At 72.6% G+C, this 22325-nt stretch carries 18 protein-coding genes; 8 read left to right on the forward strand and 10 right to left on the reverse strand.

Translation table 11 applies throughout. From position 1 onward, the window contains the following. Positions 1–116: 116 nt before the first annotated feature. The gene (locus WMF43_RS23835; RefSeq protein ID WP_437683428.1) at positions 117–449 is read right to left on the reverse strand and encodes a YnfA family protein; all 333 of its coding nucleotides are present in this window, start codon (positions 447–449) and stop codon (positions 117–119) included. Between the two features lie 289 nt (positions 450–738). Between WMF43_RS23835 and WMF43_RS23840 the strand changes: the two genes are divergently transcribed. The 4 genes from WMF43_RS23840 (at position 739) to gstA (ending at position 5130) form a co-directional block, all read left to right on the forward strand. Further along, complete coding sequence (locus tag WMF43_RS23840; protein WP_437683429.1) at positions 739–1494, forward strand: Uma2 family endonuclease; 756 nt, start codon at positions 739–741, stop codon at positions 1492–1494. A gap of 316 nt (positions 1495–1810) precedes the next feature. Further along, a complete protein-coding gene (locus tag WMF43_RS23845) occupies positions 1811–3559 on the forward strand; it encodes a DUF2330 domain-containing protein (RefSeq protein ID WP_437683430.1) in 1749 nt (582 codons plus the stop codon). A gap of 300 nt (positions 3560–3859) precedes the next feature. After that, positions 3860–4366, forward strand: a complete 507-nt coding sequence (locus WMF43_RS23850) for a GNAT family N-acetyltransferase (RefSeq protein WP_437683431.1) — start codon at positions 3860–3862, stop codon at positions 4364–4366. 158 nt (positions 4367–4524) lie between these two features. Then, a complete protein-coding gene (gene gstA / locus WMF43_RS23855) occupies positions 4525–5130 on the forward strand; it encodes a glutathione transferase GstA (RefSeq protein WP_437684065.1) in 606 nt (201 codons plus the stop codon). 17 nt (positions 5131–5147) lie between these two features. Here gstA and WMF43_RS23860 read toward each other — a convergent pair whose 3' ends face one another. Next, complete coding sequence (locus WMF43_RS23860) at positions 5148–5552, reverse strand: hypothetical protein (RefSeq protein ID WP_437683432.1); 405 nt, start codon at positions 5550–5552, stop codon at positions 5148–5150. 182 nt (positions 5553–5734) lie between these two features. On the opposite strand from WMF43_RS23860, the gene WMF43_RS23865 reads away from it, so the two are divergent. Continuing rightward, positions 5735–6553, forward strand: coding sequence for a helix-turn-helix domain-containing protein (locus WMF43_RS23865; protein WP_437684067.1), 819 nt, complete (start codon positions 5735–5737; stop codon positions 6551–6553). On the opposite strand, the gene WMF43_RS23870 is transcribed toward WMF43_RS23865, so the two are convergent. From WMF43_RS23870 to WMF43_RS23885, 4 genes are all read right to left on the reverse strand, one after another. Continuing rightward, the gene (locus WMF43_RS23870; RefSeq protein WP_437683433.1) at positions 6529–8022 is read right to left on the reverse strand and encodes a serine/threonine-protein kinase; all 1494 of its coding nucleotides are present in this window, start codon (positions 8020–8022) and stop codon (positions 6529–6531) included. The two genes, WMF43_RS23865 and WMF43_RS23870, sit on opposite strands and share 25 nt — an antisense overlap. A 534-nt stretch (positions 8023–8556) precedes the next feature. Beyond that, positions 8557–9039 (reverse strand): DUF4440 domain-containing protein, encoded by a 483-nt coding sequence (locus tag WMF43_RS23875; RefSeq protein ID WP_437683434.1) that lies wholly within the window; start codon positions 9037–9039, stop codon positions 8557–8559. Between the two features lie 66 nt (positions 9040–9105). Continuing rightward, positions 9106–10140 carry a hypothetical protein gene (locus tag WMF43_RS23880; RefSeq protein ID WP_437683435.1) on the reverse strand — a complete coding sequence of 345 codons (1035 nt, stop codon included), beginning with the start codon at positions 10138–10140 and terminating at the stop codon, positions 9106–9108. Positions 10141–10717: 577 nt separating this feature from the next. Next, positions 10718–11629, reverse strand: a complete 912-nt coding sequence (locus WMF43_RS23885; protein ID WP_437683436.1) for a quinone oxidoreductase family protein — start codon at positions 11627–11629, stop codon at positions 10718–10720. A 388-nt stretch (positions 11630–12017) separates the two neighbouring features. Between WMF43_RS23885 and WMF43_RS23890 the strand changes: the two genes are divergently transcribed. Next, positions 12018–12782 (forward strand): S1 family peptidase, encoded by a 765-nt coding sequence (locus WMF43_RS23890; RefSeq protein WP_437683437.1) that lies wholly within the window; start codon positions 12018–12020, stop codon positions 12780–12782. A 91-nt stretch (positions 12783–12873) separates the two neighbouring features. Here the strand turns inward: WMF43_RS23890 and WMF43_RS23895 are convergent, their stop codons facing one another. Beyond that, positions 12874–13116, reverse strand: coding sequence for a hypothetical protein (locus WMF43_RS23895; RefSeq protein ID WP_437683438.1), 243 nt, complete (start codon positions 13114–13116; stop codon positions 12874–12876). A gap of 137 nt (positions 13117–13253) precedes the next feature. Further along, positions 13254–14525 carry a serine hydrolase domain-containing protein gene (locus tag WMF43_RS23900; RefSeq protein ID WP_437683439.1) on the reverse strand — a complete coding sequence of 424 codons (1272 nt, stop codon included), beginning with the start codon at positions 14523–14525 and terminating at the stop codon, positions 13254–13256. Between the two features lie 338 nt (positions 14526–14863). Between WMF43_RS23900 and WMF43_RS23905 the strand changes: the two genes are divergently transcribed. Continuing rightward, entirely contained in the window at positions 14864–16510 is a 1647-nt protein-coding gene (locus WMF43_RS23905) for a sigma 54-interacting transcriptional regulator (RefSeq protein ID WP_437683440.1), read from the forward strand. Positions 16511–16602: 92 nt separating this feature from the next. Here WMF43_RS23905 and WMF43_RS23910 read toward each other — a convergent pair whose 3' ends face one another. Both WMF43_RS23910 and WMF43_RS23915 read right to left on the reverse strand, forming a co-directional pair. Continuing rightward, positions 16603–19431, reverse strand: a complete 2829-nt coding sequence (locus WMF43_RS23910; protein ID WP_437683441.1) for a serine/threonine-protein kinase — start codon at positions 19429–19431, stop codon at positions 16603–16605. Positions 19432–19745: 314 nt separating this feature from the next. After that, positions 19746–20399, reverse strand: coding sequence for a TetR/AcrR family transcriptional regulator (locus tag WMF43_RS23915; RefSeq protein ID WP_437683442.1), 654 nt, complete (start codon positions 20397–20399; stop codon positions 19746–19748). Between the two features lie 162 nt (positions 20400–20561). Between WMF43_RS23915 and WMF43_RS23920 the strand changes: the two genes are divergently transcribed. Beyond that, positions 20562–22196, forward strand: coding sequence for an FAD-dependent monooxygenase (locus WMF43_RS23920; RefSeq protein WP_437683443.1), 1635 nt, complete (start codon positions 20562–20564; stop codon positions 22194–22196). Positions 22197–22325: the final 129 nt, after the last annotated feature.

Below are 22325 nucleotides of genomic sequence, written 5' to 3' on the forward strand. Positions count from 1 at the left end.
GACGTCTGCCCAAGAGGCGTTCGCTCGAGCGCGCGCGAGGAGCAGCCCGCCGCGCGCGAGCGAGCGCCCGGTCGTGACGAAGGCGCAAACGCGGCTCGGCGGCCCCGCCGCGCGCGTCAGGGCCACGGCGCGCGGGGCCACACCATGACCGCCGCACCGGCGAGGCAGATCGCGGCCCCGATCCAGTCCCGGAGGTCGGGGAGCTTCCGGTCGACGCCCCACCCCCACAGCATCGAGAGCGCGATGAACACGGCGCCATACGCGGCGTAGATGCGGCCGAACGGGTGCTCCGCCGCCTGCATCGCGGGGACGACGCCGTAGGCCGAGAGCGCGGCGAACCCGGCGACGCCGAGGAGCGCGCTGCGGTGGTCGCGCAGCCAGAGCCACACGAGGTACCCGCCGCCGATCTCCAGCAGACCCGCGGCGAGGAACAGGAGCGCGGCGCGCATGCGCCGAGCCTATCAGAAAGGGCGACCGGAGGCGGCACCGGCGGAGACGATCTTCGGATCGGGGTTGCACTTCAGGCACTGCGACTCGGGTGGCCCGTGCTCGGCGCACCAGTCGCCGGTCGCCTGCCGCGAGACGAACTGAGCTGCGGGGCTGGACGGACGCAGCGCGCTCGATGGGGGCTCGGTCGGATTTTGCAGCGAAACGCCGCCCGGATCCGCGACCCGAACGGGCGCTCGGCGAGGCGTCGGCGGGCTTGCGACCCCCGGGATCCTCCGGCAATCTGGAGGCATGACGTCCCTGGCCTTCGGGATGCCGGCGGAGATCGTCGACCCGAGCGTCGTCGCTCCGCCGGGCAACCTGGACAGCAACGAGCCGCCGATGGAGAGCTACCTGCACCTCATCCAGATGCTCCTGCTGCTCGAGAGCCTGGAGCTCTTCTGGAAGGACCGGAGCGACTTCTTCGCCGCGGGCGGCCTGACGATCTACTTCAGCCCCCGGCAGCTCAAGTCCGAGCACTTCCGGGGTCCCGATTTCTTCGTCGTTCTCGGCACCGAGCGGAGACCGCGCAAGAGCTGGACTGTCTGGGAGGAGGACGGCCGGTACCCGAACGTGATCGTGGAGGTGCTCTCGGCGAGCACCGAGAGCATCGATCGCGGCCTCAAGAAGCAGGTCTATCAGGACGTCTTCCGGACGCCTGACTACTTCTGGTTCCACCCCGAGACGCTGGAGCTCTCGGGCTTCCATCTGGTTGACGGGCAGTACGAGCCGCTCTCCCCCGACGCATCTGGCCGCCTCTGGAGCGCGCAGCTCGATCTTTTCCTGGGCGTCGAGGGCGGGCAGCTCCGCTTCTTCACCCCCGACGGGGAGCTCGTGCCGGCGGGCAAGGAGCTCGCGCAGCGGGCCGAGTCCGCCGCGCAGCGGGCCGAGTCCGCCGCGCAGCGGGCCGAGTCCGCCGAGCAGCGGGCCCAGACCGCCGAGCAGCGGGCGGCGCGGCTGGCAGAGAAGCTCCGCGAGCTCGGCGTCGATCCCGACACGCTGAAATAGCGGCTCGAGTCCCACGCGCCTCTCGCTCGCGTCGATCAAGGCGCCTGGCGCGAGTCGCTCACAAGGCGCCTGGCGCGAGGCTCTCACAAGGCGTCTGGCGCGAGTCGCTCATGCATACCACGCCCCTCTCGGTCGATAGCGGAGCAACCTCGCGACGTCGTGCGCGCCTCCGCGCTGGCCCTCCTCTTGCTGTTCCGCCGCCCGGCACCCGGGCGCTTCCCTGAAAGGGTGGACGCCGCCGCCTCGGCGACGCGGGCGAACGCGCGGACCCCTGACATGCCTGTCCGGGCTCGTGCCAGAAAAGGAACAGAATACCATGTCGCTTCGATTCGGTTCGCTTGCTGTCTCGGCTGCGGCCGCGCTCTCCGCGGTCGCCCTTTACCCCGGCCACGCCGAGGCGTGCGGGGGGTGCTTCGTAGGGGATCAGGAGACCACCGTCGTCTCCGCGCACCGGATGGCGCTCGCCATCTCGCCCACCCAGACGGTGCTCTGGGACCAGATCCAGTATGCCGGCTCGCCCTCGGAGTTCGCGTGGGTGCTGCCGGTCAAGCCGGGCGCGCGCCTTGAGCTCTCGAGCGACGCCTGGTTCGAGGCGCTCGACGCCGCGACGTCCACCCGGGTGCTGCCGGCGCAGTCGTCGTGCGGCTTCGGGGACGGCGACTACGGCGGCTGCGGCTGCGACGACTTCGCCCTGGGAGGCATGTCCTCCGAGGCGGACTCGGGGGGGTTCATCGTGCCGCCGCCGGTGACCGTCGTGCACCAGGAGACCGTCGGCCCGTACGCCACGGTGACCCTCCGCTCCGAGGACCCGGAGGCGCTCACCCGCTGGCTCTGGGACCACGGCTACGCGATCCCCGAGGACATCCAGCCGATCATCGACGGCTACACGGACGAGGGCTTCGACTTCATCGCCCTGCGGCTCGTGCCGGGCAACGGCGTGCAGCAGATGAAGCCCGTCCGCGTGGTCTCGCCCGGCGCCTCGCCGGTGCTGCCCTTGCGCATGGTGGCGGGCGGCACCGGGGCCAACGTGGCGATCACCCTCTTCGTGATCGGCGAGGGGCGCTGGGAAGCGGAGAACTTCGGGAACGCGCAGATCACGGCGGCGGACGTCACCTGGGATTTCAAGACGGAATCGTCGGATTACGCCTCGCGACGCGAGGAGGCGCTCGCGAAGGACGACGGGCGGACCTGGCTGACGAGCTTCGCCAAGCAGGGCGCGCTGCTCTCGGAGCAGTTCAGCAATGCGCTGATGCAGACCGTCCCGTACACCGCCGACAACGGGCGGAGCGTCTTCACGATCGCCGATCTCTACGCGGCGCAGGGCCTGACCGAAGTCGACCCGCGGGAGAGGCCGCTCTTCTCCGTGTGCCAGAACATGTTCGCTCGGCACGCGAACGCCGAAAGCCTCGTCGAGGATACGTGCGAAAGGGTGCCGGGCGGCGGCGGGGAGACCGGCGGCGGGGCCGGCGGCAGCGGCGCTGGCGGCAGCGGCGCCGGGGCCGGCGGCAGCGGCGCCGGGGCCGGCGACGGCGGCGGCGGGGCCGGCGGCAGCGGCGCCGGGGCCGGCGACGGCGGCGGCGGGGCCGGCGGCGGCGGCGAAGCTGGCGGCGACGGCGGCGGCGGGGCGAGCGGCGGCGGCGACGCCGAGGTGTGCGGCCTCGTGACCCCCGGAAATCTCCATGCGCAGGAGTTCGTCTGCGGGCCGCTCGATGACGTCGGGGTAGCGCTCACGGGCATGCACCCGAAGGACGTGTGGGTGACGCGGCTCGAGGCGTTCCTGCCGCGGGAGGCGCTCGCGGAGGATCTGCAGATCGCCCCGGTCGCCTCGCAGTCCGCGGTCGACAACTGGAAGCAGGCCGGCAAGGCGACGAACGATCCCTGCGCGGACAGCGCCGTCGCTCCGCTCCTCGACAAGCTCCCTCCGCGGGACGGGGGCGGACCTGCTTCCCGCGAGCGCACGCGCCAGATGATGATCGCGTTCGGCGCGGCGATCGCGCTGGCGGCCGTGGCGCGGCGCGCGCTGCGGCCCGTCGTCTCGGCCGCAGGCGCCCGCGCGCTGCGGTAGGAGGCTGGCTAATCCGGACCTCTCGACGAGCGGGCGGCGGCTCGCCGCGGGGTCCTGAGGACTGCGGGCCGGCGGGCGCGATGAGCTCACCACTTCATCGAAGCCCGCCGGCCCAGCAGCGATGGACCTGACACGCGGGTCACCCTGCAGATCGCTCGCGTCGAGCGCAGGTGTCGAACGATGCCGCGCTTGACAGGGCAACGACGGCTATGAGAGGCGACCTGCTGCGCGCGGCCCGCGCGCGGCGACGACATCGATGACGCAAAGCCGGCCGGGCCGGCGGCGCCTTCAGGAGGACCCATGGCCGACATGCTCGTGAATCTGCTCCACCTGCCGCCGCTCGATCCGCTGCTCGAGGGCGTGCGGCGCGCCGGCGTCGTCGTGCGCCGGGCGGCGCCGTACGAGATCACCCGCGTCCGGCGGTTCGTGGAGGAGAATTTCTCGACGGCCTGGGCCGACGAGATCAGCGTCGGATACGCGAACAAGCCGGTCAGCGTGATCCTCGCGATCCGCGACGGCGACGTCATCGGCTTCTCGGCGTACGAGTGTACCCGCCGCGGCTTCTTCGGCCCTACCGGCGTCGCCGAGCGCGAGCGCGGCAAGGGGATCGGCCTCGCGCTGCTCGTCGCCGCGCTGCACGGGCTCGCGCAGACGGGTTACGCGTACGGCATCATCGGCGGCGTCGGTCCGGCCGAGTTCTACGCGCGCGCCGTCGGCGCGACGCTCATCCCCGACTCCACGCCGGGGATCTACGCCGATCCGCTCAGCGACACGGCGTCACACGGCAGCGCGAAGCCGCCGCGCTGACGGCGTTCTACCCGCTCGCGGCGCACCAGCCCGCGCTGCACCGCCCGCTGCCGGCAGGCGACCTGATCGGCGGCGCGCCCGCCGCGAGCGGCGCGGCCCCTTGACGGACGTCGACCGCGCGATGAAGCATGGCGTCCCCGCGCTCCCCGGAGGTCAAGATGAAGCTCTATTTCAGCCCTGGTGCCTGCTCCCTCTCCCCCCATATCACCCTGCGCGAGGCTGGCCTCGAGTTCGACCTCGAGCAGGTCCACCTCGGCACGAAGAAGACGAAGACGGGCGCTGATTTCACCCAGATCAACCCGAAGGGCTACGTGCCCGCGCTCGAGCTCGACAGCGGCGAGGTGCTCACGGAGGGGCCGGCGATCGTCCAGTACATCGCGGATCAGAGGCCCGAGTCCGGCCTCGCGCCGCCCGCTGGCACCCTGCAGCGCTATCGGCTCCAGGAGTGGCTGAACTTCATCAGCACCGAGCTGCACAAGCAGTTCGGCCCCCTGTTCGGCCCGAAGACGGAAGCGCAGCAGAAGGACGCCGCGAGGGCGACCATCGGCCGCCGCTTCGACTTCGTGGCGCAGCGCCTCGAGGGCAATTCCTACCTCATGGGCGAGCAGTTCACGGTGGCGGACGCCTACCTCTTCACCGTGCTCACCTGGACGAACTTCGCCGGGATCGACCTGAGCCGCTGGCCTGCCCTCGCCCGGTTCGCCGAGCGCGTCGGCGCCCGCCCCGCCGTGCAGGCCGCGTTGAAGGCCGAGAAGGCCAGGTAGACGCCCGGCGGCACGCCTCAGGCGGTCAGCTGCGCCTGCGCCCGGCGCAGCCCGATGACCTGCGCCTCCGCGAACGCCGCCACCACGAGCGCCTGCGCCGCGACGAAGGCGATCCCGAGCGCCGTCGGATCGAACCAGCCGAGGGCGAGCAGCAGCACGCTGTCGATCACCCAGAGCGCATTGGTGACGACGACCGCCAGGACCGCGGTCCGGCCCGGCCGCGCGCGCGTGCTGAGCCAGGCGACGAGCGCCGCGAACGGCAGCAGGCTCGCGCCGGCCCCGCGGAGCAGCGCCTCGGGCAGGCCGACGAGGCCGGCGAGCGGCGCCGCGCCAGCGAGCATCGAGAGGCCGGTCGCGCCGCTGACGACGGCATCGGCGAGGAGCGCGCGGCGGAGGAAACGAGGAGAGTTCGTGAAGGACATGGTGGGCTCCTTTCGTGGCGATCCGGGGCGCAGCCGCCCCGCTGCGGACGCGATCTCCCTTCGGCTGGGAGCGCGGCGCCCGCGGTGCGGACGCGCGACCACTATGGAGTCCTCCGCGGCGCCGGGTCGATTACCTCGGAGGTAATGGGCCGTGCTCGCGCGCGTGATAGGGTCATGGCGTGATCACGAACGCACAGCGGCAGGTCGGGGAGCTTCTGCGCGCGTGGCGGCAGCGCCGGCGCATGAGCCAGCTCGACCTCGCGTGCGAGGCCGACATCTCCACGCGCCACCTCAGCTTCCTCGAGACGGGCCGCGCGCAGCCGAGCCGCGACATGGTGGTCCTCCTCGCGGAGCGGCTCGACGTGCCCCTGCGCGATCGCAACCAGCTCCTGATCGCGGCGGGGTACGCGCCGCTCTACCCCGAGCGCAGCCTCGACGATCCCGCGCTCGCGGCGGCGCGCAGGGCGGTCGAGCTCGTGCTCGCCGGGCACGAGCCGTACCCGGCGCTCGCCATCGACCGGCACTGGAACCTCGTCTCGGCGAACGGCGCGCTCGGCCCGTTCCTGGCCGGCGCCGCCCCGGATCTCCTCCGCCCGCCGCTCAACGTGCTGCGCCTGAGCCTGCACCCGGCGGGGATCGCGCCGCGCATCGAGAACCTGCCGGAGTGGCGCGGGCACCTCCTGGGCCGCCTGCGCCGGCAGGTCGAGATCAGCGGGGATCCCGGGCTCGAGAAGCTGCTGGCGGAGCTCGAGGCGTACCCCGTGGCGGACGGGGCGCGGCGGGCGGAGGCGGCGCGCGGGCACGACCCCACGTCCATCGCGGTGCCGCTCCGGTTCCGCACCGAGGCGGGGACGCTGAGCTTCCTCAGCACGACGATGGTCTTCGGGACGCCGGTGGACGTCACGTTGTCCGAGCTCGCGGTCGAGTCGTTCTTCCCTGCGGACCAGGCGACCGCGGAGGCGCTGCGCGGCCCCGGTTACCTGTGCAAGGCGATGTCGTAACGCGGCTTGGAGGCCCCGCGGTACGGCGGCCTCCGCGGGGGTGTCGGCGCGGTCTTCTGCCGAACGGGCCGCTTCCAGCGGCTCTTCTGGGTCGGCCGCGCCGGCTTGCTCTCCGGCGCGGGCTGGGCCGGCGTCACCTGGACCGGCTGCGCGGGCTCCGGGCTCGGGAGCAGCGTCGCCGGCGCCGCGACATGCGCGACGAGCGTCGCGCTGCCGACGTCCGGCGAGCTCTCGTCGCGGCGGGGCGCGGCGGCGAGCGCGGTGCCGTCCGCCACGGGGGCGACTTGCCGGAGGGCCATGAACATGCCGGAGCCGACGAGCAGCGCGACGCAGGCGGCGACCGTGGCCAGCCGCGCCGGCGTCGCCCGCCGGCGCCCCTTGCGGCTGCACGGCGTCGTCATCACCGTCGTCGTGCGCTCGACCTCGTCGTCGCAGCGCGGTGTCCCGACCAGCGCGCTCGGCGCCCCCGCCGGCGCCGGCGGGCGCCCGTCGTGCGCCGCGCCTCCCTGCGGGCCCGCGGGCCGCGTCTGGACCAGGCTGGCCCCGACCGCGTCCGACACCGCCGCGACCACGCCCGAAGCCGCCGCCGCGACCCGCGCCAGGGCGGGCGCCTCGACGGCCGGCTCGCGCGTCGCGATCGCCCGCTCCAGCGCGTCGGCCATCTCCTTCGCGGATCCGAAGCGCGCGTCCGGGTCGCTCTGAAGGGCGCGCTTCATCCAGTCGTCCACGGCGGGCGGCACGTCGGGCCGGAGCGCGCTCGGCGGCGGGTAGTTGCCCGCGTGCACCGAGAGGGTGAGCGCCGCGAGCGTCTCCCCGGTGAACGGCACCCGCCCGGTGATCGCGTGGTAGGCGACGATGCCGAGGGACCAGAGATCCGCGCGGAAGTCGGCGTCTCTGGAGCTGATGAGCTGCTCCGGGCTCATGTAGAGCGGCGTCCCCACGACGTTGTCCGGCGAGGTCACGCGCAGGTCCCGCGCCCGCCGGGCGATGCCGAAGTCGAGCACCTTGACGAAGGTCTCCCCGTCGACCTTCGTGAGGAACAGGTTGTCCGGCTTGATGTCGCGGTGGACGATGCCCATCCGGTGCGCCTGGCCGAGGGCCTTGGCCGTCTGCGAGACGATGCGCGCGACCTCGTCGAGCGGCAGCTTGCCCTGGCGGCGAATGCTGGCCCTGAGGTCCTCGCCGCGGAGGAGCTCCATCGCGATGTACGGCGTGCCGTCCGCCGTCAGCCCGTGCTCGAGGACCCGCGCGACATGGGGGCTGCTGAGCTGCGCCGCCGCCACCGCCTCGCGCCGGAACCGCTCCACATAGCCGGCGTCCGCCGCGAACTCGGGGGACATGAACTTGACGGCGACCCGCGCCCGCAACGGCAGGCGATCGGCGACCCAGATGCTCCCCATCCCGCCGCGCCGGAGCACGCTGACGAGACGCAGCGAGGGGGTCACCATCTGTCCGGTGTGCAGGGCCATACCTCTGCGACTCCTTCCGCTAAGAGGCCCGAGCCGGTGTGTATCCGTCAGCTCTAGCCGGCAATGCGCGTGAATAGATCACTACGTCGTCTCCAGTAGTTCTGCAAGACAAACAAATTCCATCGCACATCTCGCACGCCGTCTTTCCGGTTCGTACGGCCTCGCCTTCGCAACGCCACCGCCAACGCGCTCCAGCGAGGGTTCCGCGCGAGGGCGCCGCCTCGCGCGCCGCACGATTCGGCGCGTGAGATTACATGGGCACGGAGGCACGCCGAGCGTGCGCCGATGTCGGTGCATGGACGCATGAGCGACGGCGTCGTCGCGGCCGGGGAGCGCGACGAGCAGGGCGGGCTCGCCGGCGTCGCCGCGTCCCTCCTCTGCAGGCGAGGACCGTCGAGTGTTGCCTCGTGCTCGGCGTCGACTCGCACCTCAGCCGCGGCCGGCTCGAGCTGCTCGACGGCGCCTACCGCCTCCGGACGACCCGCAACGAGACGAGAGACCAGAGACGATGCGCCGTCCCGGTTGGTGACGGCCTCAGATCGCGCGGCGAACCTCCGCTTTTGCCTGCTCCTGCGGGATCGCCACCCCCTCCCGCTCATCATCCCAAGCGATCGAGCATATCTTCCACCCCTCCGGCGTCCTGACCAGCTGCATGCTCTTCATCCCCCTCGTCTCGAACCGCTCGCCTCGCAGGACCCCCGACTTCCGGTACAAACAAAACCGCTGCGCGACATTCCCGAACAGCTCCGTCCTCTCCCAGAGCTCCTCCTCGACAAAGTCCGTCAGAATCCCGTCGCTGAGGAGCTTCTCACGAGGCTCGATGAACTGCCGCAAGCTGTACGCCGTCGGCACATCGCTGCACGTCTTCACGATCAGCCCCACCGGGATGAACAAGGCGCGCACCAGCTGAAGATCCGGCCTCTCGCCCCCTTTGTTGGTGAACGCCTGGAAGAACGCCCTCACGACCGCATCGATGGCCCGCTTGTCGTCGACCGCCCTCGGGTTGCCTGCATCCATGAGCTCTCTCCTCCCCTGAGAAATCCAGCGCGGTAAAGAGGCGCGCTCGCGGCGCCAGGCGGAACCTCAGCGGCCGTCGTCCGCGCACGGCGCGCCCAGAGGCCACTCGATCGGGTCCGCCGCGTAGGCCGCCAGCCGCGCGCGCATGTGGGCCGCCGTCCCGCCCGCCGACGAGCCGCTCGGCGGCACGGCGCCGAGCCGCCCGGCAGCCCGGAACGTGCTGGGATCGCCGCTCCCGAGCAGCTCGAACATCACGCCGCCGAGCCCCGCGGCCACGAAGCGCTCGAGCGTCGCCTTGCTCCCGCCGAACAGGTGGAAATCCGTGGTCCCGATCGGCTCCTGCCACGTGAGCAGAGGGAGCTTCGTGCGCGACGTGACCGTGCGGAGCCAGCTCAGGTTCGCCTCCACGAGCCTCGCGTCGAGCGGCTCCCACCACGTCGACTCGTTGGCGTTCATGTGGAAATTCTCGCTCACCAGCACGTCCCAGTCCCCCATCGACGAGTAAAAGCCCGTCACGACCTCGGGGCGCTGGCCCACGCGGAAGTTCGACGCGTGCCACCCCAGGCGCACCGACGGCGCATACTGATCCCGGAGCTTCACGAGCGCCTGCCCGAGCCCTCCCGCGTGGTTCGGGAACCCGGCGACGTCCCGGTGCCCCGAGGTCGCGACGGCGACGGGCACCGACTTCGCGTCGGCGTTCCCCTCGACCCCCATGGCCCACATCATGAATCCCCAGGAGTCCGGCTCGACGTGCAGGAGCACGGGCACGTCGGCCCTGGCCGCGGTCTGGAGCACGAAGATGAAGCTGTCGAAGTAGGCGCGCATCAGGCTCCGGTCCTGCAGCACCCTCCGCACGACCTCCGGCTCGGTCCCGGTGATGCCCGCGCGCTGGCCGATCTGGAGCAGCTGATAGAACGTGAAGACGGGCATGGCCCCCACGGACTTCGCGACGTCGATCTTCGAGAGCAGCCAGCTCTGCACCGCTGACTTCGAGTCGTTCGTCGGGAGGACGTAGAGATACATGAACCTCCAGTCGACGCCGAAATCCCGCGCGGCGGTCACGGACCAGTCGCGGCCGGCGGAAAAGTTCGATATACCCACACCCAGCGTCGTGCCGAGATCCTCGCAGATATCGTGCGCAGGAGCGGCGTTCGCGACCTCGGCACACAGCGACGCAGCGGCAAGGAATGAAGCGATGGATGTGATCTTCATTAAGACCAAGATTCATGAAGATCACATGAACCGTCAACACGAAACAAGCCTCTTGGGAAAATCGATAGGACATGAGCCGGGCCGGTGCGGTCACCTGCCATGAGTATCACACGCTCATCCGACGACCCGACATGGCGGAGCTGGTTCTCCGCATCACATCGGGTGTCACGCCTGCGCGCGCACGCCACGGTAGATTTCCCGGCGGATCGCCCTGAAAACCCCGCCGGACTCCTGGTGGAAGCCACGCGCTCATGAGCGGGCGAGCCCACCGGACACGCGCTGCCTCGGCGCCTTACGTGATGAACGAAAGTAGCTGTGTCAGGTCGCCCACCGCTCGACGGGGTGCCGTCTGGACGCGATTTGTGCATCTCGGCCGGAGAGGCACCTCGCCGCGAGCTTGGATTAATATGATGTCATTGAGAGCCGGCGCGGGCCGCGGTGTTGCCGCTCGTCGATGCCGTCAACGCTACGGCACGAGCACCACGCGCCCTCGCACCGCGCGTTGCTCGAGGAGCGCGTGGGCGCGCGCCGCCTCGGCGAGCGGGAGCACCTTCGTCGGCGGCGGCGGGAGCTTCAGGCGAAGCAGCTCGCGCGTGGCGGCGCGCAGCGCGTCGCCGTCGAGATCCTCGGTCGAGTAGCCGGTGAGGGCGCGCCCGTCGAGCAGGCTCCAGGCATCGAAGGCGACCTCGCCGCCGGCCGCCGCGCCGACGATGCAGTAACGACCGCCCGGGCGGAGCGCGGCGACGAGCGTCGGGAAGAGCGCCCCGGCGACGCCGTCGAGCACCACATCGGCGCTCCCGGGCTGCGGCGGGGGGGAGCTGCGCTCAAGCGCCACCACGGTCGCCCCGAGAGCGCGCCCGATCTCGACCGCAACGGCGCCCACGCCGCCCGTCGCCCCCGAGACGACGAGGGTCCTGCCGTCGAGCGGCCCGAGCCTTCGCATGGCCTCGATCGCCGTCACGCCGGCGAGCCCGACGGCAGCGAACTCCACGGCGTCGACGTCCGCCGGCAGCGGCGCGAGCACGCCGGCCGCGACGGTGACGTGCTCGGCGTAGCCGCCGTCGCGCTCCGCCCGCACGCCGCCGAGACCCTGCATCGTCGTCCAGGCGCGATCCCCGACGGCGAGCTCGCTCACGTCGGGCGCCACCTCGACGACCTCGCCGACGACCTCCAGGCCCGGCACGTAGGGGAAGCGCTGCTCCCGTTTGATCGGCCAGCTGCCGGCGCGAATCTGGAGGTCCGAGTAGTTGATCGCCGACGCCAACGCGCGCAGCCGCACCTCGCCGCGGGCGAGCGGCGCGAGCGCGATTTCCTCGACGGCGAGGACCTCGGGCGGACCGGTCCGCCGCATCACGATTGCGCGCGATTTCGTTTCCATGGCGACCAGCATCTACCCCTGGGCCGGTGTGGTCAACGGGCAGCAGCGGCGATACGCGGAGCGCCCCGGGTGGAACCCCTGGTCGCTCGTCATGAGGGGACTGGGCGTCTCGTCGAGCCCGCCGCTCGCGCGACCACGGATCCATCACGGCTCCCTGAGCGCGCGCGAAAAAAAAACCGCGGCCCGGTGCATTCGCGCGAAGGACGACCGGGGCGTCTGACATCCATCAGGCGACAGTCGAGCGGAGGCGCAGGATCCGGCCGACCCTCGAGGATCGAGGCCGCCGGAGCTGAGGGCAGATGTCCGTCGCCGGCCCGCGGCGGCCGGCGGCGCTGGCCTTCACCATCCTGGATTGTTTCACGAAGCTTAACATTCAACGGAGATTCCCATGAAGAAATACATCGTTGTTGTGGCGGCAGCGTGCCTTTCCGCGTGCACGGGGGGCGTGGAGGACCTGCCCTCGAGCGAGACGGACGCGGCTTCCGCAGGCATTATCGGAGGCACGATCGACGAGGGTGATCCGGCCGTGGCGAGGCTGAACATTTACAAAGCCTTGGGCGACTCGGCCAGCGACTGCACCGCTGCGCTCATCGCTCCGAAGGTGCTCCTCACTGCGGCCCACTGCATGAACTTCACGCACAGGTCCAGCGGGCCGGTCGGCAGGGCCTTCTTCGGCACCGACGACATGGGTGAAGGGCTCTGGGTGAACGTTACAGAGGCCCACTATGACCCCGCCTTCAACCGTTCAAATCTGAACGCAGGGCACGACATCGCGGTGGCCATCCTCGAGGAGCCGGTCTCCATCGAGCCGCTGCCCTACAACCGCACGCCGATGACCGGGGCCATGGTCGGCGACCCGGTCCGGCTGATCGGCTTCGGCCTGGATGAAGAATGGTTCAGCGGCGTCAAGCGCCACGTGACCACCACCGTCAACACCGTCACGCCGCTGCTGCTCGGTTTCGGCGACGCGACCCACCACACGTGCACGGGTGACTCGGGCGGTCCCGCGCTGATGGATGTGAACGGCGTCCCCACCATCGTCGGCGTGACGTCGTTCGGCAACGCGGTCAACGGCAACCCCTGCACGGACGGCTGGCATACGCGGGTCGACCTGTACCTCGACTTCATCGATTCGTTCGTCGACGCGCCGTAAGCTCGCCCGCGATGGTGTCACTCGTCGACGGCGTTGACGATCCGCGCGGCTCCTCGGCGCCTCCTGCGAGGAGAACCCGCGGAACTTCCGCTCAGAAGGCCAAGGAGAGTGCGCTCGGGTCGACGAACGAGAAGCGCGTTTTCCCCGCGCTCATCAGGTGGATGCCCCCGATCAGCATGGCGGTTCCAGCGGCGAGCACCGCTGCGCCCGCGGCCGTAAAAGAGATAGCTTTGGCCTGTACATCATCGCTACCCGTCGCGAGAGCCCGGATCCCTGGATACAGCATGATGCCGCCGAACGCCATGACCCCCGCGCCCCCGGCTGTCAGCCACATGCCCCCGACGACCTTGCCAGGGGTGCCCGCTGACACCTGGATGCTCTTGGGGTCTCTGGTGACCGCACCGCACCGCACCGCGCCGCGCAGCGCAGCGCGGCCGCGCCGGCCTGCCGCGGCCACCGCGAGGCGCCCTGTCACTCGTCGACGACGGCGTTGACGATCCCGTCGAAGAACTCCGCGGTGCCGACCGCGTCGAGCATCCGGTTCCACCCGATCTCGTCGAGCGGGGTCGGCAGACCGTGGTTGGTCAAGAGCACCCCGAACAGCTCGCGACGGCGGTCGATCCACACGAACGTCCCCGCGCCGCCGGCCTTCCCGTAAGCGTCGCGCGCGAGGCGCATCCCGCCGGTGGAGAAGCGGCGGGTCGCTAGCTCCCAGCCATACCCCTTCGGCGTGAGCAGGAGGTTCGCCATCGGCGAGACGTCGGTGTCCTCCGCCCTGACCTCGGGCGTCTGGTTGCTCACCATCGCGGCGGCGAGCTGGCGGCTCAGGACCCGCACGCCGCCGTACCTGCCGCCGTTCAGGAGCATCTGGCAGAAGATCGCGAGATCCCGCGCCGTCGAGAAGACGCCGTCGCAGCCCACGATCCCGCCGAGCGCGTAGTCCTGCTCGTCCTGCACCTCGCCGCGGACCACGCGGCCCCGGATCTCCGAGTAGCCCGTGGCCGCGGTCCGCGGGATCAGCGCCGCCGACGGGTTGTACGTCGTGTCGCGCATGCCGAGCGGGCCCCAGATGCGCGCCTTCGCGAACGTGTCGAGATCCACGCCCGCGGCGACCTCGACCACCTGCCCGAGCAGGCGGTACGTGAGATCGCTGTACAGCACCTGGGCGCCGGGCGTGTACTCGAGCGGCTCCTCGGCCATGCGCCGCCAGGGGTCATCACAGCCGGGCTCGCCCAGGAAATGGACGTCGATCGGCAGCCCGGCCGTGTACCGGAGCATGTCGCGCACCGTGACGGCGTTCTTGCCGCTCCCCGCGAACCCCGGCACGAAGTCGGCGACCCGATCATTCAGCCGCAGCACACCGTCCTGGACGAGGACCAGCGCCGCCGTCGCGGTCGCGACGACCTTCGTGATCGAGAGCACGTCGAACAGCGTGTCGAGCGTGACCGGCTCGTCCTCGCCGCGGACCCGGGTGCCGAACGCCCGGTGACCGACGATCCTGCCCCGCCGCGCGATCAGCGCGACCGCGCCCGGGAACAGGCCGTCGCTCACCCGGCGCTGGACGCGCGAGAACACGTCCTCGACGCGATCGGCGCTCAGGCCGACGCTCTCGGGGTGGCCAGGGAGGAGCTCCTCGCAGGCCGTCACGTGCGCCTCGGCCACCCGCGTCGTAAGGACCGCCGGCGCCACGGCGGCCATCGCCGCCGCGCGGCCCAGTCCTTGAAGAAGATGGCGACGGTTCAAAGATCCATGGTCAGTGCACATGTTCGCTCCTGAGGGGTGAAGGGCGAGCCGCGCCGCGGCGAGCACACGCGCGGGCGCCACGCGCGCCGTCCTCGGGATCGGCGGCGCTGCCCGCGCGCGGCGACCGGCGCGTCGATGGCGACGGCCGGTCAGCGGAGCACGAGCAGGACGTGTGCCGAGGGGCGAGCCCAGCCTTTCGCGCCGCCGCCGCGCCTCCGTCCAGGCGGCCGCGGGGCCGATCGCGCAACCGCTTGCACGATCGGCGTCGCCCTGCACGATTCGTGCAGATTCGTGCAGATTCGTGCAGATCGTCGCGCGGCGCCGCGTAGGATGTGCTCGTGGACGAAGGCTTTCCCGGCGGCCAGGCGCGGGGCTCGGGCGCGGCGCTCCAGCTCGCGATCGTGGCGGGCAGCACGATCGCCTTCGCGCCCCTGCCGCCCCGGGGCGCCGTCGTGCTCGGCCGCGACGAGGGGTGCGACGTGCGCATCGACGACCGCTCGGTCTCGCGGCGGCACGCCGTGCTCCACGTCGGCCCGACGCTCCGGATCGAGGACCTCGGGAGCGCCAACGGCACCTTCGTCGGCGAGCAGCAGCTCCCGGCGGTGACCGCGCGGACCCACCGCCTGCGGCGCCTCTCGGGGGACAGCGCCGAGGTCGGCCTCGGCGAGCGCGTCAACCTCGGCGCGACGACGATCGTGGTCTGCCACGCGCCGGCGGGGGCGGCCGAGGAGCAAGGCCGCGCCGCCGCGCCCGCGGACGTCGTGGTGCAGGCCCCGCCGATGCAGGCGCTCTACGAGCAGGCCGCCCGCGCCGCGCGGAGCCCCATCAGCGTGCTCATCCTCGGCGAGACGGGGGTCGGCAAGGAGGTGCTCGCCCGGACGCTGCACGCGCTCTCGCCGCGCGCCGGCGGGCCCTACGTCGAGCTGAACTGCGCCGCGCTGCCGCCGTCGCTGCTCGAGGGCGAGCTCTTCGGGCACGAGAAGAGCGCCTTCACGGGCGCGAGCCAGGCGCGCCCGGGCCTCATCGAGTCGGCCGACGGCGGCACGCTCTTCCTGGACGAGATCGGCGAGCTTCCGCTCGCCTTCCAGGTGAAGCTGCTCCGCGTGCTCGAGGACCGGAAGGTGCTCCGCCTCGGCGGCCGCACGCCCCGCCGGATCGACCTCCGCTTCGTGGCGGCGACCAACCGCGACCTCGAGGCGGAGGTCGCGCGCGGCGCCTTCCGCCAGGACCTCTACTTCCGCCTGAACGGCATCTCGCTGGTCGTCCCGCCGCTGCGCGAGCGGGTTCCCGAGATCGCCCCGCTCGCCGGCAGGTTCCTCGCGGAGGCGTGCCGCCAGCTCGGCCAGCTCCGGGCGCCCAGCCTCTCGGCGGAGGCGCTCGGCGTGCTCGAGGCGTACACGTGGCCGGGGAACGTGCGCGAGCTGCGCAACGTGATCGAGCGCGCGGCCGTCCTGTGCGCCGGGGACGTGGTCCTGCCGACCGACCTGCCGCCGCATCTGCTGTGCGTCTCCAGGCTGTCTTCAGCCGGCGACGCCGCGGGCGCGCGCCCGGGGCCCGGGGGTGACGCGCGCGGCTCCCGGCCGCCGCCGCCGCCCGACGAGGCCCGCGGCTCCCGGCCGCCGCCGCCGCCCGACGAGGCCCGCGGCTCCCGGCCGCCGCCGCCGCCCGACGAGACACGCGGCTCCAGGCCGCCGCCGCCGTCCGACGAGGCCCGCGGCTCCCGGCCGCCGCCCCCGCCGGGCGGCGAGGGCGCCGAGGGCCCCGGGGCGCTCGCGGCGGCCGCCGCGCCGCCGCCGGGCGTCGACGCCATGGCGAGGCTGCGGCTCGAGATGAAGGCGCTCGACCGCCAGCGCGTCCTCGAGGCGCTCGAGCAGTCCGCGGGCAACCAGACGCGCGCCGCGAAGCTGCTCGGCATCTCGCTCCGCACCCTGATCAACCGCATCGACGAGTACGGCATCCCGCGGCCGCGGAAGCGGCCCTCGTGAGCGATCGCGCGCGCGACGCGGGCGCCACGCCCTCGGGGCCCTGATCACCCGCGCGCGCGACGCGGGCGCCACGCCCTCGGCGCCCTGATCGCTCACGCGCTCGACGCGAGCGCGACGCCCTCGGCGTCCAGCATGCCGGACGCCCGCGCGTGGATCTCCCGGAGCGCCGCGTCGACGTCCCGCTCCGCGCCGAGGGCGAGCCCGCGCTCCGCGAGCGCGATCGCGGCGGCCGGGTCGCTCCCGGCGAGCGCATGCTCGGCCGCGTGCAGGTAGAGCTCCACCGCGAGCCGCGGCTCGCCGCCCCGCTCGAAGTGCTCCGCGAGCACCTTGGCGTCGTGCTCCCCCGCCTGGAGGAGCCACTCGGCCGCGAGCCGGTGGCCGAGCGCGCGGTCGTGGTCCGGGAGCATCGCGTAGCAGCCGTCGCGGATCAGCGCGTGCCGGAACGCGTACTCCTCCTGGTCCGAGAAGCGGCCCTGCTCGCGCCGCTCGAGCAGCTCGCGCTGGAGCATCCAGGGCAGCCAGTCCACCGCCAGGGTCGAGCCCTCCGAGTCGCCGAGCAGCGCCAGCGCCCCCCGCTTCCAGAACGTCTCGCCGAAGACGCTCGCCGCCCGGAGCAGCCGCCGCGCCTCCGAGGGGATGGCGTCGAGCCGCGCCTCGACCATGCCCAGGATCGTCTCCGGCAGCCGGTCCGCGCGCCCCTCCGCGACCGCCCGGATGAGCTCCTCCAGGTAGAAGGCGTTGCCGCTCGCGCGCTCGACCAGGCGCGCGACCTCCGCGGGCGAAAGGCCGTCGCCGAGCATCTGCCGCACGAGCTCCTCGGCGGCGCGGCGCGGCAGCGCGCCGAGCGTGATCTCGTGGATCTCGCTGCCCTCCCAGAGCACGGGGAACGCCTTGCGCACCTCGACGCGCGCCAGGTAGAGCACCGCGAACGGCCGGTCGCGCAGCTCCCGGAGGACGCGGGAGATGAGCTTGAGCGACGCCGCGTCGCCCCACTGGATGTCCTCGAGCACGAGCAGGTAGGGCCCCGCCGCGCACGCCGCCTCCATGAAGGCGAGGTACGCGAGCGGGATCTGGTCGGCCATCAGCGCCGGGCGCTGCCGCGCCTCGTGGAACCGCGGGTCGGCCTCGCTCGGGAAGGGCGTGCCCACGATCTCGCCGAGGAAGGCGGCGATCCGCGTCCGGTCGCCCGGCGCGAGCGACGGGGCGCGCGCGACGAGCGAGAGGAGCCGCTCGCGCTGCGCCGCGGCGGGCTCGCCGCCGGTGATCCCGGCCGCGCTCCGGAGCGCGGAGCCGAGCAGGGAGAACGGCGAGCCCGCGCTCAGCGAGTCGCCGCGGCCGACCGCGATGGTGAGCTCGGGGTGCCGCTCGCGCAGGATCTCGACGAGCTCGTAGCGCAGGCGGGACTTGCCGATGCCGGGCGGCCCGGTGATCAGGATGGCGCGCGGCTCGGGGCCGCCGAAGCTGTCCTCCAGGAGCTCGCGCAGGTTCCGTAGCTCGCGGTCGCGGCCGACGTAGGGGCTCGGCTTGCCGAGCAGCGTGCGCGCCGCGCGGCCGACCTCGCGCTCCTGGAGCAGGAGGAAGGTGCCGGACCGCGCGGCCTCGATCTCGAACCGCGCGTCGAGCAGCGCGCGGGTCACGTCGTCGATCCGCACGGGCGCGGGCGTCCGCTCGGCGCACGGCTCGCGCTCCGCGAGGGCGAGCAGCGCGGCCGCGCGGTCCATGACGGGCCCGACCGGGAGGCTGCCGGTCTGCTCGGCGCGTCCGGTCGCGAGCACGACGGAGGCCCCGGGCAGGAGCTCGCCGAGCTTGAGGGCGCACCGCGCCGCGCGCGCGGCCTGCTCGATGGCGTCGCCCTCGCCCGCGACCGAGAGGAGGAGCGTGCCGTCGGCGAGCGTGTCGACCCGCGCCCGGAACGGCTGCGCGCTCGAGTGGAGCCGCGTCGTGAGCTCGGGCGGCTGCGCGGCGACGAGCGTGCTGGCCGAGCCGTCCGCGGGCCCGCGCCGCACGTCCTTCGCGGCCACCATGGAGAGCAGCCGGAGCTCGCCCGTCGTGATCGCCTCGTAGAGGACGGGCATCGCGGAGAGGCCGCTGCTCGGATCGCGCGCGAGGGCGTCGAGCGCCTCGAGCACGGCCGAGCCGTCGCGCGGCCGCCGCTCCGGGTCCTTCGCGAGCATGCGGGCGACGAAGTCGTCGAGCTCCTGCGGCAGCTCGGGCCGGAGGTGCCGCACGCGCGGCGGGTCCTCCATGAGGAGCTTCGCGAGCAGGGCCATCACGTGCTGGCCCTGGAACGCCGGCCTGCCCGTGAGGCACTCGAAGAGCACCGCGCCGAGCGAGAAGATGTCCGCGCGCGCGTCGAGGCGTTCCCGTTCGCCCGTGGCCTGCTCCGGCGCCATGTAGCCCGGGGTGCCCATGACGGAGCCGGTGCGCGTGAGCGGCCCGATGGTGCGCTTCATCAGGGCGATGCCGAAGTCGAGCACCTTGAGGCCGGCGACCTCGCCGCCCACGAGCAGGAGGTTGCCCGGCTTGACGTCGCGGTGGACGACGCCGCGCGCGTGCGCCGCCGCGAGCGCCTCGGCGGCGGCGCGCAGCAGGGCGAGGCACTCGTCGAGGTCGAGCCGCTGCCGGGCGAGGCGCTGGGCGAGGCTCTCGCCGTCGAGCCACTCCATGGCGAGGTAGGGCGCGCCGTCCGGGGTGATGCCGTGGGCGACGTGCCGGACGATCCTCGGGTGGTCGAGCTCGGCGAGGATCCGGGCCTCGTGCTCGAAGCGGTGCACGGCGCTCCGGTCCGGCTGCCCGATGAGCTTGAGCGCGACGGGCGCGCCCGTGGCCCGGTCGAGGGCGCGGTACACCGTACCCATCCCGCCGGAGGCTGCGACGCGCTCGAGCTCGAAGCGGCCGTTGATGACCTCACCCGGGCGCATGGGGCGGAGGATGCACCGACGTCGAGCCGTCTTCAACGGTCCGTCACGGTCGCGTCGGCGGGGTCGTCCGGTCGATCTTCCCGCGCCGCTCGCGCGCCACGCCGCGCGCGCCGAGCCGGCGAGCGCACCGAGCCGGCGAGCGCGCACGGCAGCAGCGGGGGATCACCCGGGCGGCGAGCCCACGCGGCGCCCACAGGGGATCACGGTCTGCGACGCCGGGATCGTGCGCCGCTCACGGGAGGACCGGGCGCGGCAGGGCGCGCGCGCCGCGCGCCGCTCGGCTCACCGTCCCAGGCGTCCAGCGCGCCGCGCGATCAAGCGGAAGACGCTCGCGTGCAGTAGCTTCCGATACCGGATCGGAGCAGCGCGAATCCGCGCTCGCCGATCTGCGACAGCGCTGCGCGGATCTGCGGGTCGGAGTCGCCGCGGAGCACGCGCGTCTGGAGCTCCTCGACGAGCACCCGCTCCAGCCCGATCACCATCGCGGCGACCACGCGCGCGGTGGGGTCGTCGGCCGGCGCGCCGCTCTCTTCGATCAACGTCTGCGCGAGCCGATGCTCGCTCTTCGCGAGCATCAGCCCCCCGCGGGTCCTGAGCGCCGGGCTCGCGTCGACGGTCGCCAGGAACGGCCTGAGCCGCGCCGCCAGCCAGGGCTCCTTCCTGTTCTTGCCGTTCACCACGTCGAGGAAGCCGCGATGGAGCGCGTCGATGGCCGACTCCCCTTCCCGCCGCTCCCGCACGATCCGGCTCGGCGCGTCCTCCACCTCCTCCGCCCGATCGAAGAAGAGCTCCTCCTTCGTGGCGAAGTAGTTGAAGACCGTGTTCACCGACACCTGCGCCGCCTGCGCCACCTCGGCGACGGTGACGTGGTCGAACCCCCGCTCGATGAACATCCGCGTCGCCACCTGGGAGATCGCCAGGCGGGTCTGCTGCTTTTTCCGCTCCCGCAACCCCGGTCGCCCGCTCATTGAGGCCCTCTCACTCCGCTCGGTCGTCGGCCGCTCGACGCGCGGCCGCCAGATTTTTGGATTGACACCAAGTTTGCGTTTACTACATTTTCATTCGTCTCGGGGGCGAGGCGCGCCCTTCTGGAGCGCTCGCGGAATTTCGACTTCTACGGAGGCGCATCCATGCCGGATGACCGGTTTCCCGTGGTGATCGTCGGTGGCGGCGTGGTTGGCCTGACGGCCTCCCTGTTCCTGGCGCAGCATGGCGTGCGGGCGCTCCTGGTCGAGCGGCACCCGGGCACGAGCATCCACCCCCGGGCTCGCGGGGTGAACGGTCGCACGATGGAGCTGATGCGCGAGCTCGGGCTGGAGGAGGCGGTCCGCCGCGTGGGGGCGAAGCTCGCGCCGGCCGTGGGCATCCACGCCGGGACCACGCTGGTGCAGGTGCTCGAGGAGCGCGGCGAGGGGGGTTGGCTGCTGAAGAGGATCCGCCGCAGAGGGGTCAGCGGGCAGGGCTCGAAGAAGAGCCCGACCGGCCCTTGCCGCGCCACGCAGGACGAGCTCGAGCCGGTGCTGCTCGACGCGGCGCGCGAGCGCGGCGTCGACGCGCGTTTCTTCACGGAGATGGTCGGCTTCGAGCAGGACGCGGACGGGGTCACCGCCGCGATCGTCGACCGGAAGACCGGGGAGCGTCGCGCGGTTCGCGCGGATTACCTGATCGCCGCCGACGGCGCCCGCAGCCCGATCCGCGAGCGGCTCGGCGTCCGTCAGACCGGCGCGGGCGTGCTCGCCCATCAGCTCAACCTCTACTTCCGCGCGGACCTCACCGCGCTGGTGAAGGGGCGCGAGTTCAGCATGTGCCTGGTGGAGAACCCCGAGGTTCGTGGGCTCCTGGTCTCGATCAACAACGCGGATCTCTGGGTGTTTCACGTATCCTATCATCCGGAGCGCGGAGAGCGGCCCGAGGATTTCCCGGCGGAGCGTTGCGCCGCGTTGATCCGGAAGGGGGTCGGGATACCGGATCTGGAGGTCGAGCTCAAGGGTGCTTTGCCGTGGCAGTCCGCGGTGCGGGTGGCGGAGCGTTACCAGCATGGGCGGGTGTTCCTCGCGGGCGACGCCGCGCACGTGATGCCCCCCTGGGGCGGGTTCGGGGCGAACACCGGGATCCAGGACGCGCACAACCTGGCGTGGAAGCTCGCGGCGGTGCTGCGCGGCGACGCGGGGCCGGAGCTCCTCGCGACCTACGATGAGGAGCGGCGGCCCGTGGGGCGCGCGGTGGCGGAGATCGCCGGGAGCATGAACGACGAACGGGGGCTGTTCGCGGTGAAGCCGGGGCTCGGCATGTTGTGGACGATGCGAAAGGTGTTTCCGTACCTGACGATGGGGTACGGGTATACGTCGGCCGCGGTGGTCCTGGAGCGCGGCCCGGCTCCCGGGCCAGGGACGACCGACCTGCGGGGACGCCCGGGGACGAGGGCGCCGCATGTATGGCTCCGGCGGGGAGGAGAGCGGCTGTCGACGCTGGATCTGTTCGGCCGCGGCTATGTGCTGCTGGCGGGGAAGGACGGGGCCGCGTGGGTCGAGGCCGCGCGGGCGGCGGCGAGGCGATTGGGGCTTCCGGTGGAGGCGCTCCGGCTCGGGACCGAGGTAGAGGATGTCGAGCGGCGCTGGGCAAGGGCGTTCGGGGTGAAGGCAGACGGCGCGGTGCTGGTGCGTCCGGATGGGATCGTTGCGTGGCGGGGAAGACAAGGAAGCGCGGCGGCCGAGGGCACGATGGTGAGTGTATTGGCCCAGCTCTCTGCGCGCGCCGCGGCGTGACCCCGAGGGGTCGTCCTCCCAGCATCCCAGAGCGGCGGTCACCCGCACAGGAGACGGGCCCAGATCGGCGTTTTCGGCGCGGAAGCGCACTCCTGTGCGCTGAGCACCGAAAACGTCGAGATGGGCCCG

Source organism: Sorangium sp. So ce131 (assembly GCF_051519095.1).
Lineage (GTDB): Bacteria > Myxococcota_A > Polyangia > Polyangiales > Polyangiaceae > Sorangium.